16 protein-coding genes are annotated in these 15890 nt (G+C 73.0%); 9 read left to right on the top strand and 7 right to left on the bottom strand.

What is annotated here, in order from left to right:
- Positions 1-32: 32 nt before the first annotated feature.
- Positions 33-1697 carry a diguanylate cyclase CdgB gene (cdgB, locus tag C4J65_RS18570; protein ID WP_115743410.1) on the bottom strand — a complete coding sequence of 555 codons (1665 nt, stop codon included), beginning with the start codon at positions 1695-1697 and terminating at the stop codon, positions 33-35.
- A gap of 335 nt (positions 1698-2032) precedes the next feature.
- Between cdgB and C4J65_RS18565 the strand changes: the two genes are divergently transcribed.
- A complete protein-coding gene (locus C4J65_RS18565) occupies positions 2033-2641 on the top strand; it encodes a flavin reductase family protein (protein ID WP_115743409.1) in 609 nt (202 codons plus the stop codon).
- A 59-nt stretch (positions 2642-2700) separates the two neighbouring features.
- Complete coding sequence (locus tag C4J65_RS18560; protein WP_115743408.1) at positions 2701-3171, top strand: GNAT family N-acetyltransferase; 471 nt, start codon at positions 2701-2703, stop codon at positions 3169-3171.
- A 16-nt stretch (positions 3172-3187) separates the two neighbouring features.
- Here the strand turns inward: C4J65_RS18560 and arfB are convergent, their stop codons facing one another.
- Entirely contained in the window at positions 3188-3625 is a 438-nt protein-coding gene (gene arfB / locus C4J65_RS18555) for an alternative ribosome rescue aminoacyl-tRNA hydrolase ArfB (protein ID WP_115743407.1), read from the bottom strand.
- A 157-nt stretch (positions 3626-3782) separates the two neighbouring features.
- Here arfB and C4J65_RS18550 point away from each other — a divergent pair, with 157 nt between their 5' ends.
- Both C4J65_RS18550 and C4J65_RS18545 read left to right on the top strand, forming a co-directional pair.
- Positions 3783-4358 (top strand): TerD family protein, encoded by a 576-nt coding sequence (locus C4J65_RS18550; protein ID WP_115743406.1) that lies wholly within the window; start codon positions 3783-3785, stop codon positions 4356-4358.
- Between the two features lie 169 nt (positions 4359-4527).
- Entirely contained in the window at positions 4528-5967 is a 1440-nt protein-coding gene (locus tag C4J65_RS18545) for a M1 family metallopeptidase (protein ID WP_115743405.1), read from the top strand.
- Between the two features lie 24 nt (positions 5968-5991).
- Here the strand turns inward: C4J65_RS18545 and C4J65_RS18540 are convergent, their stop codons facing one another.
- Complete coding sequence (locus tag C4J65_RS18540; protein ID WP_115743404.1) at positions 5992-6963, bottom strand: bifunctional GNAT family N-acetyltransferase/NUDIX hydrolase; 972 nt, start codon at positions 6961-6963, stop codon at positions 5992-5994.
- Positions 6964-6972: 9 nt separating this feature from the next.
- Entirely contained in the window at positions 6973-8076 is a 1104-nt protein-coding gene (locus tag C4J65_RS18535) for an NAD(P)-dependent alcohol dehydrogenase (protein ID WP_115743403.1), read from the bottom strand.
- Positions 8077-8184: 108 nt separating this feature from the next.
- Between C4J65_RS18535 and C4J65_RS18530 the strand changes: the two genes are divergently transcribed.
- The gene (locus tag C4J65_RS18530; protein ID WP_115743402.1) at positions 8185-8796 is read left to right on the top strand and encodes a TetR family transcriptional regulator; all 612 of its coding nucleotides are present in this window, start codon (positions 8185-8187) and stop codon (positions 8794-8796) included.
- A gap of 2 nt (positions 8797-8798) precedes the next feature.
- On the opposite strand, the gene C4J65_RS18525 is transcribed toward C4J65_RS18530, so the two are convergent.
- Complete coding sequence (locus C4J65_RS18525) at positions 8799-10562, bottom strand: DUF4328 domain-containing protein (RefSeq protein ID WP_115743401.1); 1764 nt, start codon at positions 10560-10562, stop codon at positions 8799-8801.
- A 182-nt stretch (positions 10563-10744) separates the two neighbouring features.
- Between C4J65_RS18525 and C4J65_RS18520 the strand changes: the two genes are divergently transcribed.
- Positions 10745-11245 (top strand): hypothetical protein, encoded by a 501-nt coding sequence (locus C4J65_RS18520; RefSeq protein ID WP_115743400.1) that lies wholly within the window; start codon positions 10745-10747, stop codon positions 11243-11245.
- A gap of 27 nt (positions 11246-11272) precedes the next feature.
- Here C4J65_RS18520 and C4J65_RS18515 read toward each other — a convergent pair whose 3' ends face one another.
- Positions 11273-12103 carry an SDR family NAD(P)-dependent oxidoreductase gene (locus C4J65_RS18515; protein ID WP_115743399.1) on the bottom strand — a complete coding sequence of 277 codons (831 nt, stop codon included), beginning with the start codon at positions 12101-12103 and terminating at the stop codon, positions 11273-11275.
- Between the two features lie 77 nt (positions 12104-12180).
- On the opposite strand from C4J65_RS18515, the gene C4J65_RS18510 reads away from it, so the two are divergent.
- Complete coding sequence (locus C4J65_RS18510; protein WP_240330456.1) at positions 12181-12786, top strand: TetR family transcriptional regulator; 606 nt, start codon at positions 12181-12183, stop codon at positions 12784-12786.
- Between the two features lie 13 nt (positions 12787-12799).
- Here C4J65_RS18510 and C4J65_RS18505 read toward each other — a convergent pair whose 3' ends face one another.
- A complete protein-coding gene (locus C4J65_RS18505; RefSeq protein WP_162833239.1) occupies positions 12800-13504 on the bottom strand; it encodes a pentapeptide repeat-containing protein in 705 nt (234 codons plus the stop codon).
- Between the two features lie 164 nt (positions 13505-13668).
- On the opposite strand from C4J65_RS18505, the gene C4J65_RS18500 reads away from it, so the two are divergent.
- The gene (locus C4J65_RS18500; RefSeq protein WP_115743397.1) at positions 13669-14829 is read left to right on the top strand and encodes an NAD(P)-binding protein; all 1161 of its coding nucleotides are present in this window, start codon (positions 13669-13671) and stop codon (positions 14827-14829) included.
- Between the two features lie 53 nt (positions 14830-14882).
- On the top strand, positions 14883-15863 hold the full coding sequence (locus tag C4J65_RS18495) for a zinc-binding dehydrogenase (RefSeq protein ID WP_115743396.1): 981 nt from the start codon (positions 14883-14885) through the stop codon (positions 15861-15863).
- The last annotated feature ends 27 nt before the right edge of the window (positions 15864-15890 follow it).

Genomic DNA, 15890 nt, shown 5'->3' with positions numbered 1-15890 from the left:
ACTCAGACCGCATCAGGGCGCCGACCTGCTGATCATCCGGCGCGGCGGTGCTGTTTGGGACGAGATCGTTTCTCGACGTACATCCGTTCGTCAGCGGACTTGAGCACCTCGTCCGCCGTCATGCCGCAGTGGGCCCAGCCGATGCCGAAGCTGGCGCCCACCCGGACGGCCCGGCCCTCGGCCCGGATCGGCTGGATGATCTCGCCCCGCAGCCGTACGGCGAGGTCCTGGGCATCGGCCCGGCCGAGCCCGTTGGCGAGGATCACGAACTCGTCGCCGCCGAGCCGGGCCACGGTGTCGCCGTCGCGGACGCCGCCGCTGAGCCGCCGGGCCACCTCGATGAGTACGGCGTCGCCCGCGTTGTGCCCGAACCGGTCGTTGATCGACTTGAAGCCGTCCAGGTCGCAGAAGAGCACCGCGAGCCCCTTGGAGCCGTCGTCGCGCCCGTCCTCGGGGGCCACGGCGTGCACGTGGTGGTCGAAGGCGCCGTACGGCTCGGCGGCGACGGAGAAGTCGAAGGTGTGGCCGCCGGAGTCGACCACGGCGGAGCTCCCGTAGGCGGCGTCCATGGCGTCGGCCACCGCCACGTGCGACGACTGGGGACGCTGGCACAGCCGGGCGGCCAGCCGGGAACGCAGCTCGGCGCTGTTCGGCAGGCCGGTGAGGGAGTCGTGGGAGGCGCGGTGGGCGAGGTGCAGCTCGCGTCGCTTGCGTTCCTCTATGTCCTCGACGTGGGTGAGCAGGAAGCGCGGTCCGTCGGCGGCGTCGGCGACGACGCTGTTGCGCAGCGAGACCCAGACGTAGGTGCCGTCGCGGCGGCCCAGCCGCAGCTCGGCCCGGCCGCCCTCGGCGGAGGTGCGCAGCAGGGTGCCGATGTCCTCGGGGTGCACGAGGTCGGAGAAGGCGTAGCGGCGCATCGAGGAGGCGCGGCGGCCCAGCAGGCGGCACAGGGCGTCGTTGGTGCGCAGGATGCGGCCGTGCTGGTCGCCGCCCATCTCGGCGATGGCCATGCCGGAGGGGGCGTACTCGAAGGCCTGCCGGAAGCTCTCCTCGCTGGCCCTGAGCGCCTGCTGGTCGCGCTCCAGGCGGACCAGGGCGCGCTGCATGTTGGAGCGGAGCCGGGCGTTGCTGATCGCGATGGCGGCCTGGAACGCGTACATCTGCAAAGCCTCGCGGCCCCAGGCGCCGGGGCGGCGGCCGTTGCGCGGCCGGTCCACGGACAGGACGCCGATCAGCTCGCCGCTGTTGCCGCCGCCCTGCGGGCCCGGCGCGTACATCGGGGCGAAGAGCCGGTCCGAGGGGTGCCACTCGTCCTCGAAGCGGGGCGCGGGCCCGTCGGTGTACCACTGCGGGACGTCGTCGTCGTCGAGGACCCAGCCCTCGGTGTGGGGTATGAAGATCAGATCGCCCCACTGCTCGCCCATGTTCAGGCGCCGGTCCCAGGACTCGCGGGAGCCCGAGCGGCCGGTGATGAGCGCCTCGGCGGCCGGGTTGCCCGCGAAGGCGGCGACGACGAGATCGCCGTCGGGGCCGACCAGGTTGACGCACGCCAGTTCGTAGCCGAGGGCCTGGACGACGCCGTCCGCGACGGCCTGCAGGGTGTCGGCCAGGCTGCGGGCCTTGTTCATGTCGGCCATGGCCTGGTGCAGCTGCCGCAGGGAGGCAAGGCGGACATAGGGCTCCGAGTCGGTCTCCATGCTCGCCCTCCCCCCGAGACCTCGCAGTGAATCAAGGGTTCTCTTCGGCGCCTTTACTGATGGTGCCCTTGCAGGTTCCCCGCCACTGAATCACAGCGCGCTCCCCACTCGGTACACAGGGTCAACAATTACCGCCCCTTGTGACTCAAGTCACAATGAAACCTGAACAATTGAGTGGTGTTTCCGGGTTTTCTGCGGGTTCCCTGTGCGTTTACCGAACGCAAAGTTTGCGGGTATGCGCGCCTCTCCTCCCCCGGCCTCCTCCCGTGGTCCTAGGTCCCGGTTGGGACCGGGGCCCGATGCCCGGCCCACGCCCCGGAGATTAGCGTGACGGAGTGCCGAACACTCCGCCTCTCACGTATCCCGGGTCCCCCGCGACCCCCGCGTCCCCGTCGCCGTCGCCCGCCTCCGGGCATGCTGAGGGGGTGAGCAACGAGGAGTTCCGTGCCGCCATGTCCCGGCTGGCCTCGGGCGTGGTCCTGGTGACCGCGCAGGAGCCGCCGCTGGACCCGGACGACCCGCTGGCGCCACGCGGCGAGGACGTCGGAATGACGGCCACCGCCTTCATGTCGGTGTCCCTGGACCCGCCGCTGGTCCTGGTCAGTCTGCGCGAGGGCTCCCGCATGGACGACCTGCTGGACGAACAGCCCCTGTGGGCCGTGTCGGTCCTCTCCGAGAGCCAGCGGCACATCGCGGGCCGTTTCGCGATGAAGGGCCGAATCAGCGACCGCCTCCTGTTCGCGGACATCCCGTACGCGCGGGGCGAGGCGACCGGGGCGCCCCTGGCGGGCGGCGCCCTGGCGACCCTGGAGTGCCGCACCGAGCAGCGGGTGCCGGCCGGCGACCACACCCTGGTGATCGGCCGGGTGCTGACCGCCACGCTGCCGAGCGCGGACGGAGGGCCGCTGACGTACTTCCGGGGCCGGTACCGGCAGTTGGGCTGAACGGCAATGCGCTCGTCCGGCGCGCCCGCCCGCCCAGGGGCCTGTCCTAGGGTGCGCGTATGACGACCAGCACCGGGCCCCGACTGGAGCCGATCACTCCGGCGAACATCGAGGCCGCCCTCGCCGTACGGGTGCGTCCCGAGCAGGAATTCGCCGTCGACCCGGTGGTCAAGTCCCTCGCCGAGGCCTACGTCCACCCCGGGAAGGCCTGGCCGCGCCTGATCCTCGACGGCGACCGTCCGGTCGGCTTCCTCATGGGCTTCTTCGGCGTCGACTGGTACGACGACGGCAGCGCGCTGCGCTCCGGGCTGTGGCGCCTCAACATCGCCGCCGGGGAGCAGGGCCGGGGATACGGCCGCTTCGCCGTGGAGTCGGTGGCCGCCGAGATCCGGCGCCGCGGCGGCAAGGAGTGCTTCGTCACCTGGCACCCCGGCGAGCACGGCCCCGAGAACTTCTACCTGGGCCTCGGCTTCCGTCCGAACGGGGAGCGGGCCGAGGAGGAGACGGTCGGCGTCCTGGAGCTGGACTGAAGGGGGGCCTTCCCGGTCAGTCCCAGTCCCGCGCGGAGCGCCCCCGCTTGGTCTCCGAGCGCTGCTTCTTCTGCCGCAGCCGGCGTTCGTTGATACCGCGCGGGATGCGGGTCGGCCTGCGGGGCCTGGGCGGGGGCGCGGTGGCCTCGGCGAGGAGGGCGGCCAGGCGTACGGCGGCGGTCTCGCGGTTGCGCCACTGGGAGCGGTGCTCGGAGGCGCGGACGGTGACGAACCCGTCGGTCAGGCGCCCGGCCAGCCGCTCCAGCGCCCGCTGCTTCCACACCTCGGGCAGGGCCTCGGTCCGCGCCAGGTCGAAGCGCAGCTCCACCGCCGTGTCCGTGGTGTTGACGTGCTGTCCGCCGGGCCCCGAGGAGCGCGAGAAACGCCAGACCAGCTCGGCCTCGGGCAGGGAGACGGAGCCGCGGATGACATGGGGACCGGACATGCCCTCCATGTTCCCGTCCGCGGGCGGCCCGCGTCACTCGAATATCGCGATCCCGCTCTTGGTAAAGAAAGTAAAGACAGGCGGAACCTTGTGGACCCCTCTCGACGTTCATGGTGGTAGCTGTAGCTTTCTTGCCGTACGTAAACGAGGGAAGGGACTCCCAACAATGGCTGTAAGCCTGTCCAAGGGTGGCAACGTCTCGCTCACCAAGGAGGCTCCGGGCCTGACCGAAGTCACCGTGGGGCTCGGCTGGGACGTCCGCACCACCACCGGCACCGACTTCGACCTCGACGCCTCCGCGATCGCGGTCAACACGCAGGGCAAGGTCTACTCCGACGCCCACTTCGTCTTCTTCAACAACAAGCAGACGCCGGACAACACGATCGTCCACACCGGTGACAACCGCACCGGCGAGGGCGCCGGCGACGACGAGGCGATCAACGTCAACCTGGCGGGTCTCCCGGCCGACATCGAGAAGATCGTCTTCCCGGTCTCGATCTACGACGCCGAGAGCCGCTCGCAGAACTTCGGCCAGGTGCGCAACGCCTACATCCGCGTCGTCAACCAGGCCGGCGGCGCCGAGATCGCCCGCTACGACCTGTCCGAGGACGCGGCCACCGAGACCGCCATGGTCTTCGGCGAGCTGTACCGCAACGGCGCCGAGTGGAAGTTCCGCGCCGTCGGCCAGGGCTACGCCTCGGGCCTGACGGGCATCGCCCAGGACTTCGGCGTGAACGTCTGAGGTTCCCCCGCCCGTCAGTTCCATCAGCTCCGTACGAAGGCCCCCCGGACGTCCGGCCGGGGGGCCTTCGGCGTTCCGTCGGCAGCGGGGGGTGTCCGGCCCGCCGTCCTCGGTCCCAACAGCCGTTCCCAGCGGGCGTTTCACGTGAAACACCCCATAGGATCACGAGGTGCGCACCCCTCGTCTGCTCGTAGCCGCCGCCACCGTCGTCGCCCTCGGGGCATGCAGTGGCGGCGGAGCGGTCGAGGGCACCCCCGGCGGCTCGGGCGTGCGCGACCCGTACTTCCCCAAGGCGGGCAACGGTGGCTACGACATCGGCCACTACGACCTGAGGCTGGACTACGACCCCGACGCCGACGCCGACGCCGATGCCGATGCCGGCTCCAGTGCCGGGCACCTCACCGGCACGGCGACGCTCACCGCCCGCGCGACGCGGGACCTGTCCGCCTTCGACCTCGATCTCAAGGGCCTGGACGTCGAGGAGGTCACGGTCGAGGGCCGGGACGCCCGCTTCAACCGGGCCGGACAGGAACTGACGGTCCGCCCGGCGGAGGAGCTGAACGACGGGGAGACGTTCCGGGTGACCGTCCGGTACTCCGGCGAGCCGGAGACGATCACCGACCCCGACGAGTCCGAGGAGGGCTGGCTGCCCACCGCCGACGGCGCGGTCGGGCTGGGTGAGCCCACGGGCTCGATGGCCTGGTTCCCCGGCAGCCACCACCCCTCCGACAAGGCGACGTACGACCTCGCGATGACCGTGCCGGAGGGCCTGGGCGTGGTCTCCAACGGCGAGTTGCGGGACCAGCGGACCCGCAACGGCCGTACGACGTTCACGTGGCACACCGCCGAGCCGATGGCGAGCCATGTCGTCACCGTGGCCATCGGCGAGTGGGAGACCGCCCGCTCCACCACGGACGACGGTCTGCCGGTGTACACGGCCGTCGATCCGACGCAGGCCGCCGCGAGCCGGAAGGTCCTGAAGCGGATCCCCGAGATCATGGACTGGGCACGGGAGAACTTCGGCCCCTACCCCTTCTCCTCCACGGGCGCGATCGTCGACCGCGACGAGGACGCCGGGTACGCCCTGGAGACCCAGAACCGGCCCTACTTCCCCGGCGCCCCCGACACCGTCCTGCTCGTCCACGAACTCGCCCACCAGTGGTACGGGAACTCCGTCAGCCCGAAGACCTGGCGGGACATGTGGCTCAACGAGGGCTTCGCCACCTACGCGGAGTGGCTGTGGGAGGAGGACCACGGCGGCGACTCCGCCCAGGAGACCTTCGAGGCGCTCTACGACGGGACGTACTACGACGACGCGGCCGCGAACGCCTCGGTCTGGGCGTTCCCGCCCGCGGACCCGCCCGACGCGGCGCACATCTCCGACAGCCCGGTCTACCAGCGGGGCGCGATGGTCCTGCACAAGGTCCGCGAGACGGCCGGCGACGACGCCTTCCGGGAGCTGCTGCACGGCTGGGCCGCCGCCCACCGCCACGGCAACGCGGACACCGAGGACTTCACGGCGTACGTGGAGAAGTCGGCGCCGGACGAGGACTTCTCGGAGGTCTGGGCGGACTGGCTGCGCGGGGACGGCCGGCCGGACACGCCGTGAGCCGCCCGCTAGTCGGCCGCCGCCTCACCCCTCGTGGCCGCCGAAGGTCTCCAGCAGCAGGGCCAGGTCCGGCGGCCAGAGCGGCTCGGGTGCCGCGGCGAGTTCGGCCCGGCTCCACCAGCGCCAGGTGAGGATGCCGTCCGCGGCGTGCGCGGCGGCCAGGTGCGGGCCGGTGGGCTCGCGGCGAGGGCCCCGGGCGACGTAGACGTGCTCGTACTGGCGGACCGGGCCGACGCTCAGGTGGGTGAAGTCGTGTTCCCAGGTGCAGAGCAGCGGGCCCGGTTCCAGGTCGGTCCAGCCGGTCTCCTCGCGCACCTCGCGCAGGGCGCCCTCGCGGGGGTTCTCGTCCGCCTCCAGGCCACCGCCGGGCATCGCCCAGTGCACGCCGACCTCGACGTTGTCGTAGCGCAGCAGGAAGACGGCGCCCTCGGGGTCCAGCACGGCGACGCGGGCGGCGCGGCGCGGGGTGCGCGGCCTGTCGCTCTCCAGCTCCCTGCGCAGCACGGCGCAGGGACGGCCGGACCGGTGGTCGCGGCGGTGGTCGACGGCCGTGTAGCCGAGCGCGGCCCAGAACGAGAGCGCGTCGGTGTTGCCGTCGAGGACGGCGAGCCGTGCGGCGGTGCGGCCCGCGGCGCGGAAGCGGTCCTCGACGAGGGACACGAGCCGTCGGCCGTGTCCCTGCCGCGTCAGTCCCGCGTCCACCATCAGCAGCCCGATCCACGGGTCCGGGTCGGACGGGTCGGGATGCCGGGCGAGCGTCACCGCGACCCCGACCAGCCGGCCCGCGTCCCTGGCCAGCAGCACCTCGGCGCCGGGCCGCGCCAGTTCGTCGGCGAGCGCGGTCGCGACCTGCTCCGGACGGATGTCCCGCGGGTCGGGGAAGTCGCCGCTGAGCGCGTGGAAGGCGCGGTGGGAGGCGTAGAGGGCGGTGAGTTCGGTGAGAACGGGGCCCGGGATGTCGTGGTCGGGGGTGAGGGCGAGCGGGGTGAGGATCACCCCGGCAACCTATCCGTCGGCCTGGCCCTGCGGCCCGGTCCGGTCCAGGTCGGAGAGGTCGAGAACGAAGCGGTGGCGGACGTCGCCGCGGTCGAGGCGGTCGAGGGCCTCGTTCACGCGGGCGGAGGGGAGGAGTTCGATGTCGGCGGTGATGTCGTGGGCGGCGCAGAAGGCCAGCATCTCGGCGGTCCCCTTCCGGCCGCCACTGCCCGCGGAGCTGAGCTTCTTGCGGCCGATGAGCAGGTCGAGGGTCTCCAGGGTGACCGGTCCCAGGTGCCCGAGGTGGCTGAGGGTGCCGTCCAGCGCGACCAGGCGGAGGTAGGCGCCGAGGTCGTGCGGGGCGGAGACGGTGTCGATGACGATGTCGAACCGGTCGCGGGCGGCGGCCATCTGCTCGGGGTCCGTCGAGACGACGAGTCCACGCGCGCCCAGTCTGCGCGCGTCCTCGGCCTTGTCCGGCGACCGGCTGATCACCGAGGTGTCGGCGCCGAGCGCGACCGCGAACTTCACGGCGAGGTGGCCGAGGCCGCCCAGGCCGGCCACGGCGACACGCGTTCCGGGTCCGGCGCCGAGGGCACGCAGGGGCTCCCAGACGGTGATTCCGGCGCACAGGAGCGGGGCTGCGGCGGCCGGGTCCAGAGCGGCGGGGAGGGCGTACGCGAACCGTTCGCCGAGCACGTACTCACGGGAGTAGCCGCCCAGGGTGGTCGATCCGTCGACGCGGTCGGTGCCGCCGTAGGTCAGGGTGGGGAAGGCGTGGCAGAAGTTCTCCTGGCCGATGCGGCACATGGCGCACGCGCCGCAGGAGTCGACGATGTTGCCGACCGCGACCGGGTCACCGGCCCGGAAGCGGGTGACCTCCGTCCCGGTCGCCGTCACCACGCCCGTGAACTCGTGTCCGGGGACGAGGGGATCCGGCCCCCCGTCCGTGCCGTGGCGGGCCCGGAGGGCGTGCAGGTCCGTGTGGCAGACACCGCAGTAGTCGACCCGGACGGCCAGGTCGTCGGGGCGCAGGTCGCGCCGTTCCAGCGGTGTGCGGCGCAGTGTCGGGGTCGTCGGGGTCGTCGCGGTGCCGTTCCCGGGCTCCGCCTGCCAGCCCACTGTGGTCCTCATGGTTCCTGCCAGCTCTTCAGACAGACTGTTCGGTCTATTTGAGCGTAGGCGCACGCGCGGCATCAAGCAAACCAACTGTTCTGTTTGGCTGTGGGATATCCTGGGGCCATGCCCGACCGCACCCCCGACCGCACTCCCGACCAGCCCCTGACCTCCCGCGGCGCCGCCACCCACCGGCGCATCCTGGACGTCGCGACCCGGGAGTTCGCCGAACACGGGATCGCCGGGGCGCGCGTCGAGCGGATCGTGGCCGCCGCACGCACCAACAAGGCGCAGCTCTACGCGTACTTCGGCAGCAAGGACGGGCTGTTCGACGCGATCTTCTTCGGCTCGCTCGACCGCATCGTGAACGTCGTGCCGATCGACGCCGGCGACCTCGCGGACTGGGCCGTACGCCTCTACGACGAGTACCTGCGCCGCCCCGACCTGATCCGGCTGGCCACCTGGGCGCGACTGGAGCGGCGTCCGGCGGGGCACCTGGTCGACGACGCCGACCGCCGCGACGACGCCAAGCTCCGGGCCATCGCCGAGGCCCAGGCGGCGGGCCGGGTGCGGCCGGGCGACCCGTTCGACGTGCTGGCCCTCGTCATCGCCATGTCCATGGCCTGGTCACCGGTCAGCAACGTCTACGCGGCGACCGCCGACGAGCCCGGGGACGTGCACGAGCGCCGACGCGCCCTGCTCCGCGACGCGGTCCGGCGCGCCACGTCACCGGACTGACCTCAGCGGGCCCCGGCGACTCGGCCGCCCCCTGCGGCGCGGTCCCCCTGGAGCCTGGTGAGCCGGGAGACGAAGAGCACGGCGAACACGGTGCTCACGACGGCGACGACGTCGCCGCCCAGGGCGCTGATGACGGTCCCCATGGCGTCGTCCGCGGTCTTCTCCTCGTCCCAGGTCCGGTAGGCGCTCAGTTCTGTCGCGAGGTGGAGCACCCAGAGCCACCACCAGGTGTGCATCAGCCACCGTCCGGCGCCCGCCGGGCGGCCGGTCGTCGCCGTCCAGATGTCGTTGGCGATCTGCTTGGGCAGGAAGAAGTTGCCGACGGGGATGAACCAGGAGCCCACCGCCAGGCCCGGCCCGTAGCGGATGCGGCCCGGCGCGAACGACTCGGCGTTCTGCCGCATCCGGCGGAACCAGCACACCCACACGGCCGCCGCCGCGAGCAGCACCAGCAGGCCCAGGCCCTCGGCCGCGAAACTCGTCACCTGCAGCGTCCTGAAGCCGTCGATGCCCCTGGGGGACGACGAACCGGGCCGTCCGTCGAGCTCGTCGCGGACGGCCATGAGGACGGTGAATTCGAACAGCGCCGGCACGACGAACAGGATGAGCAGGACGTTCAGCGCCGTGGCCAGCCCCTTCGCCGGGCGGGCGGGCGCCGGGGCGTACGGCGACGGGGTCACGGGCGCCGCCGCGGGAGCCGGGGTGGCGTACGGCGAGGGCCGCGCGGCCCCGGGACCCGCCCCGAGCGGCGAGCGGCCCTGCCACGGCGGCGTCGCCCGACCGAACGCGGCGGGCGGCGGCCCGAAGCCCGCGGCGGGAGCCGCTCCGACCGGCGCCCGGTCCTCCGGGTCCTCGCTGTCCAGGAGCTGTACGGCGTGCCGGCCCAGTTCCGCCAGCACCTCGCCGGGCAGCCACGCGCCGCCCGGGGCGTCGTCCGCGCCCGCCATGTCCTCGATCGACGTCAGCAGCTCTTCGGGGGTGGGGCGCTTCTCGGGCTCCTTCACCAGACAGGCCGCGACGACACCCTGCCAGGGTTCGGGGACCCCGGTCAGGTCCGCCTCCTCGGTCGCGATGCGGAAGAGCAGCGAGTGCAATCCGCCCTCGTCGGTGCCGAAGGGCATCCGGCCGGTCGCCGCGTAGGCCAGCACCGCGCCGAGGCAGAAGACGTCACTCGCGTACGACACCTTCTCCCCGCGCACCTGCTCGGGGGACATGAAGCCGGGCGACCCCACGACGGCGCCGGCTTTGGTGAGCCCCTCGGCGGACTGCGTGGACGCGTCCAGGGCGCGGGCGATACCGAAGTCGATGACGCGGGGTCCGTCGATCGTCACCAGGACGTTGGAGGGCTTGAGGTCGCGGTGGACGAGGCCGGCGCCGTGGATGGCCTGCAGCGCCCTCGTCAGTCCCGTCGCCAGCACCCGCAGGGTCGGGGAGGGCAGCGGCCCGTACTGCCGGTCGACGACCTCGGCGAGCGAGGGCCCGGCGACGTACCCGGTGGCGACCCAGGGGGTGGCCGCGTCGGTGTCGGCGTCCAGCACCGGCGCGGTCCACTCGCCGCCGACGCGCTGTGCCGCCCTCACCTCCTGCGCGAAGCGCCGCCGGAAGTCCGGCATGCGGGCCAGCTCCTCCCGGACGGTCTTGACGGCCACCGTCCGGCCCCGCTCGGAGCGCGCCAGGTACACCCGGCCCATGCCGCCCTCGCCGAGCCTGCCGAGCAATCGGTACCTGCCGATCCGTTCGGGATCGTCCGGAATCAACCCGTCCATGCCTGCTCCCTCTCCCCCGACGACACCTTGCGCACCGGGATTGGGGACGAGGATAGAGACAGGGGGCGGCAGGTGGGAAAAGCCGGTGCTCCCCGTGCAGTTGACCCGCCTCGGCCCGCGGCCGCGGTCACGGACGCGGACCCGTCCGTCTGCGCGCCCCGGTCCGTGACACCATCACCTGCGTGCTCGACATCGGCTACGCCCTCTCCACCCGCTTCCCGGACCCGCCGCAGACGGACTACCGCCGCGCGGACGTCCACGCGCTGCGCCACGACCTGTTCTGCGGGGACGTGTACCTCGCCGACACCAAGGCGGACCGGGAAGTGTCCACAGCCTGGGGATGGGTGCCGGTGCTCGACTTCGCCTGGGCGCTGTGCGACATCGTGGAGCACGTCGACCGGGACCCGGCGGGCTCCCGGGCCGCCCGGCCGCAGCGGGCGGAGCTGGACTTCACCGAGTCCACCGACCGCCTGCTCTTCGAGCGCCGCTTCGGCTGGGTCGACATCGAGGCGGAGTGGCTCCCGGAGAGCGAGCCCCCGCTCTCCTTCTCCCACACCGAACTGCGCCGCGAGGCCCGGGACTTCCTCCACGATCTGCTCGCCGACCTCACCGACCTGCACGAGGACCTCGCGGACAACCCGGCGATCTGGTCCCTCCAGGCCCGGTTCCCGCGGATCCCGTGAGGGCCCGCCGGAGCCGCCGGTGCCTGCTCAGCGAAGCAGCTCCTCGGACCGGTCCCAGAGGTCGCGGGCGAGGTCGGCGTCGAGGGCGAGCGGGCTGAGCCTGCCCGGCGCACCCTTCGCGTAGAACTCGCCCGAGGTCCAGTCGCGGCCAGGGTCGCCCTCGGCGAGCCGGACGAGCTGTTCCGCGCCCTTTTCCGCGGTGGTGAGCAGGAGGGAGCGCGAGAGCCGGTTGGTCGCGAGGAACCTCATGAGGCGACTGGTGGTCTCCGAGCCGAAGTTGGTCGCGACGTTGCCCGGATAGAAGACGGCGGCGGAGACCCCGCGCGCGTGGTGGCGGCGGTGCAGTTCCTTCGTGAACAGGACGTTCTCGAGTTTGGCCGCGTTGTACGCCCGAACGGGGTCGTAGTCCTTGTCGTGGTCGAGGTCGTCCAGGTCGAGGGTGCGCACCATGCCGCCCCGCAGGGTGGTCGTCTGGATGACCGCCGCCTGCGAGTCGGCGAGCCTGTCCATCAGCAGGTTCGTGAGAAGGAACGGAGCCAGATGGTTGATCTGGAACGTCTTCTCGAAGCCGTCGACGGTCTTGGCCCGGTCCCCGAAGACCCCACCGGCGTTGTTGGCGAGTACGTCGATCCGGGCGTACCCGTCATGGAGTGCGGCGGCGAGTTGCCGTACCTCGTCCTGGCGGGTGAAGTCGGCCACGAAGTGGTCGGCGCCGATGGAGGCCGCCACGGCCCTCGTCTTCTGCGGCGACCGGCCGACGACCACCACCGTGTGCCCGTCCCGCGCCAGCATGCGCGCCGCGGCTGCGCCGAGGCCGTCGCTGGCACCCGTCACCACGACCACCTTGGTCTGTTCCATGGTCCACTCCCACCGACTGGTTCACTGTACCGTTTGTGAGACACAGTCTCACTATTGAACTACGGTACCATCGCGGTATGGCGACGGAACGGACGGGAGCGCGAAGCGGCGCGCGGGCGCTGGCCCGGCAGGCGATGAAGGCACAGGTGTCGGCCATGGCCTTCGACCTGTGCGTGGAGCGCGGATACGACAACACGACCGTCGAGGACGTCTGCGCGGTCGCGGGAATCTCCCGCAGCACGTTCTTCCGCTACTTCACGTCCAAGGAGGACGCGCTCCTGGGAGACGCCGCGGACGCGGGGGAGCATCTCCTCGCCGCCCTCCGGGCCCGGCCCGACGGCGAACCGGTCTGGGATGCCCTGCGGCATGCGCTGGGCGCGCTGATCGAGCGGTACGCCGCCGATCCCGAGCGGGGCCGACAACTGACACGGCTGATCCACGGCGCCCCGGCGCTGGCGGCCGCCCACCACGAAAAGCACGCCGGCTGGTACGCGCTCCTCCGGCCGGAGCTGGCGCGACGACTCGGCGCCGACCCCTCGGACGCGCTGGACCCGCGCCCGTCCGCACTGATCGGGGCCGCCTTGAGCTGCGTCGACGCCACTCTCGCCAGCTGGGCCGAGGGCGACACGGGGACGTCTCTCGAGGATGTCCTGCACCGCGCCATGGGGTCGATCAACGCCTGAGGCGCGGCCCGCCCTACTCCTCCCCCACCACCCGTACCCCCAGCTCCGCCGCCAGGACCGGGGCCAGGTCGAGGAGTTGGGTGGGGCTGATCACCGCGCCCGAGAGGCGGTCCACGCCGCGGGACAGGTCCAGTGGGGCGGCGCCGCGCAGGTCGACGTCGGTGAGGGTGGCGGCGCTCAGATCCGCCTGCCTCAGGGCGCAGTCCACGAACTCGACCCGCTCCAGACGGGCACCGCCGAAGTCCGGCTCGACCAGGACGCAGCTCTCGAAGACGACGTCCTTGAGGCGGGCCCGGCGCAGATTGAGGTAGTCGATCTTGCCGCCGCGGATCAGGACCCGTTCCAGTACGGCACCGTGCAGCTGGGTGCCGCCGAGGCGGGCGTCGAGCAGCTCGACGTCGCGCAGGGTGGCCTCCGCGAGGTTCGTGCCGACGCCCCGGACGCCGGTGAGGCGGGTGTCGAGCAGCCGGGCGGCGCGCAGGGACGCCTCGTCCAGCGCGCAGCCGCTCAGCGCGCAGTCCATGAAGCGGGCACCCGCACCGTCCTGGCCGGTCAGGTCCGTCTCCCGGAAGTCCAGCGCGTCGTAGTCCCCGTCCGGCTCCAGGCCGCCGTCGTCCTCGTACGGCGTGAGCGGCGGCAGGCGCAGCTCCGGGCGTCTCGCCCGCCGAACCTTCGCCGCGCCGCGCCCGCCCGCCGTTCCCGCCGTTCTCCTCGCCATGCCCCCATGCAACACCCCGCCACTGACAACCCGCGCCGGCCTGCGGGAACACCTCTTCTCCCGGCCGCATGTCACAACCGGCACCCCCACGAACGTCGTACGGGCAGACAGGCGCCGCGCAAGGCGACCCGACCGCGACCCCGAACCGAGGGAGAACCCGAGCCATGCATCGCATCACCGTCATCGGCGGCGGCTTCGCCGGACTGACCGCGGCCATCACCGCCGCCGAGGCGGGCGCCAAGGTCACCGTCCACGAGGCCCACCACACGCTCGGCGGGCGGGCCCGGACGGCCGACGGCCCCTACCGGACCAACGACGGCCCGCACGCCCTCTACAACGGCGGCCCGCACTGGGCCTGGCTGCGACGGCGCCACCTGATCGGTCCGCTCGCGCCCATCCCGCCGCTGGAAGCGGCCCGGCTGCGGCTGCGCCACAAGGGGGCGCTGCGCCGCACCCCGCCGTTCGCCATGCTGAAGCTGCTGCGCCGCAGTGTCGGGCCCGCGCCGGTCGACGTCGACTTCCTGACCTGGGCGACCGGGATCGCGGGGGAGGAGGGGGCTCGGGCCGCCGCCCACTACTGCGCCGTCGCCCTGTTCCACCACGACCCGGGCTCGCTGTCCGCCGCCTTCGTGCAGGAGCGGCTGCGCCGGGCCGCCAAGCTGCCGCCCGAGGCGCACTACCCGCGCGGCGGCTGGGCCGGGGTCGTGGACCGGATGGCCGCCCTGGCCTGGAACCTCGGGGTGCGGATGGAGACGGTCTCCCGCGTGGACACGCTGCCCACCGACGCGCCCGTCATCGTCGCCACCTCGCTCGACGCGGCCCGCCGACTGCTGGACGACCCCGCGCTGACCTGGCCCAGCGGCCGTACCACCCTGGTCGACCTGGCCGTACGGACCCGGCGCGGCGACGCCTTCGCCGTCTCCGACCTGGACGCGCCGGGGTGGATCGAGCGGTTCACGGCGCAGGACCGCACGCTCGCGCCGGCGGGCGAGCAACTGATCCAGGGGCAGCTCCCCATCGCGCCCCACGAGTCGAAGGCGGACGGCACCGCACGCGCCGAGCAGCTGCTCGACCTGGGCTTCCCCGGCTGGCGCGAGCGGCTGACCTGGCGGCGCGAGGCGGTCGCGAACGGCCGTACCGGCGCCGTCGACCTGCCCGGAACCACCTGGCGCGACCGGCCGGCCGTCGACCGGGGCGACGGCGTCTACCTCGCCGGTGACCAGGTCGCCTCGCCCGGTCTGCTCTCCGAGGTCTCCTTCAACAGCGCGCTGACGGCGGTCTCCCTCGCCCTCGGCCGGCGCGAGCTTGACCTCAAGCATGCTTGAGGTCGTTGAGTGGGGCCCGCACCAGCTCCGCTCCTCACCCTGGGGGTTCCGCCATGCACGCCATCCGACTGCACGCCTTCGGCCCGGCCGAGAACCTCGTCCTGGACGAGGTCGAGGACCCGGCGCCGGGTCCCGGCCAGGTCCGGGTCGCCGTCCGCGCGGCGGGCGTCCACCTCCTGGACACCGCCCTGCGCGAGGGCATCCAGGGGCCTGCGCCCGCGCTTCCGGAGCTGCCCACCGTCCCCGGCCGCGAGGTCGCCGGGGTCGTCGACGCCCTCGGCGAGGGCACCCCGGAGAGCTGGCTGGGCCGGCGCGTCGTCGCCCACCTCGGCTTCGCCCCTGGGGGCTACGCCGCACTCGCCGTCACGGACCTCGCCCGCGTCCACGAGATCCCCGCGAACCTGGACTTCGCCGAGGCCGTCGCCATGATCGGCACGGGGCGTACGGCGATGGGGATCGTGCAGTTCGCCGACCTGGGACCCGGCTCGGTGGCCGTGGTCCCGGCCGCCGCGGGCGGCATCGGCACGCTGCTGGTGCAGTACGCGAGGAACGCCGGCGCCACGGTGGTCGGCCTCGCGGGCGGCCCGGACAAGACCGCGCTCGTCGCCGCGAACGGCGCCGATCTCGCCGTCGACTACAGGGACCCCGGCTGGCCGGGGAAGGTCCGCGCCCACCTGGGCGGCAGGGAGGCCACCGTCGTCTTCGACGGCGTCGGCGGGGACGTGGCGCGCGAGGCCGTCGCCCTGCTCGGGCCCGGCGGGCGGCACCTGGTCTTCGGCTGGTCGGGCGAGGGTCTGCACGACGGCACCCCGTACCTCGTCGACGGCGTCTCCCAGCAGGTCCTCGGCCCGGTGATGATGGAGAGGGCCGGCGGCACCAACCCCGTACGCACCCTCGAACTGCGCGCCCTCACCGAGGCCGCCGAGGGCCGGCTCGTCCCGGCCGTGCGGCGCTTCCCGCTCGCCGACGCCGCCGCCGCGCACCGCGCCCTGGAGAACCGGGCGACGACCGGGAAGGTGGTCCTGGAACCATGACCGGCGGCCGGCCTGCCGGTCCGTGCG

Source organism: Streptomyces sp. CB09001 (assembly GCF_003369795.1).
In the GTDB taxonomy this organism is placed as follows: Bacteria; Actinomycetota; Actinomycetes; order Streptomycetales; family Streptomycetaceae; genus Streptomyces.
This window is presented reverse-complemented; position numbering and strand designations above follow the sequence as displayed.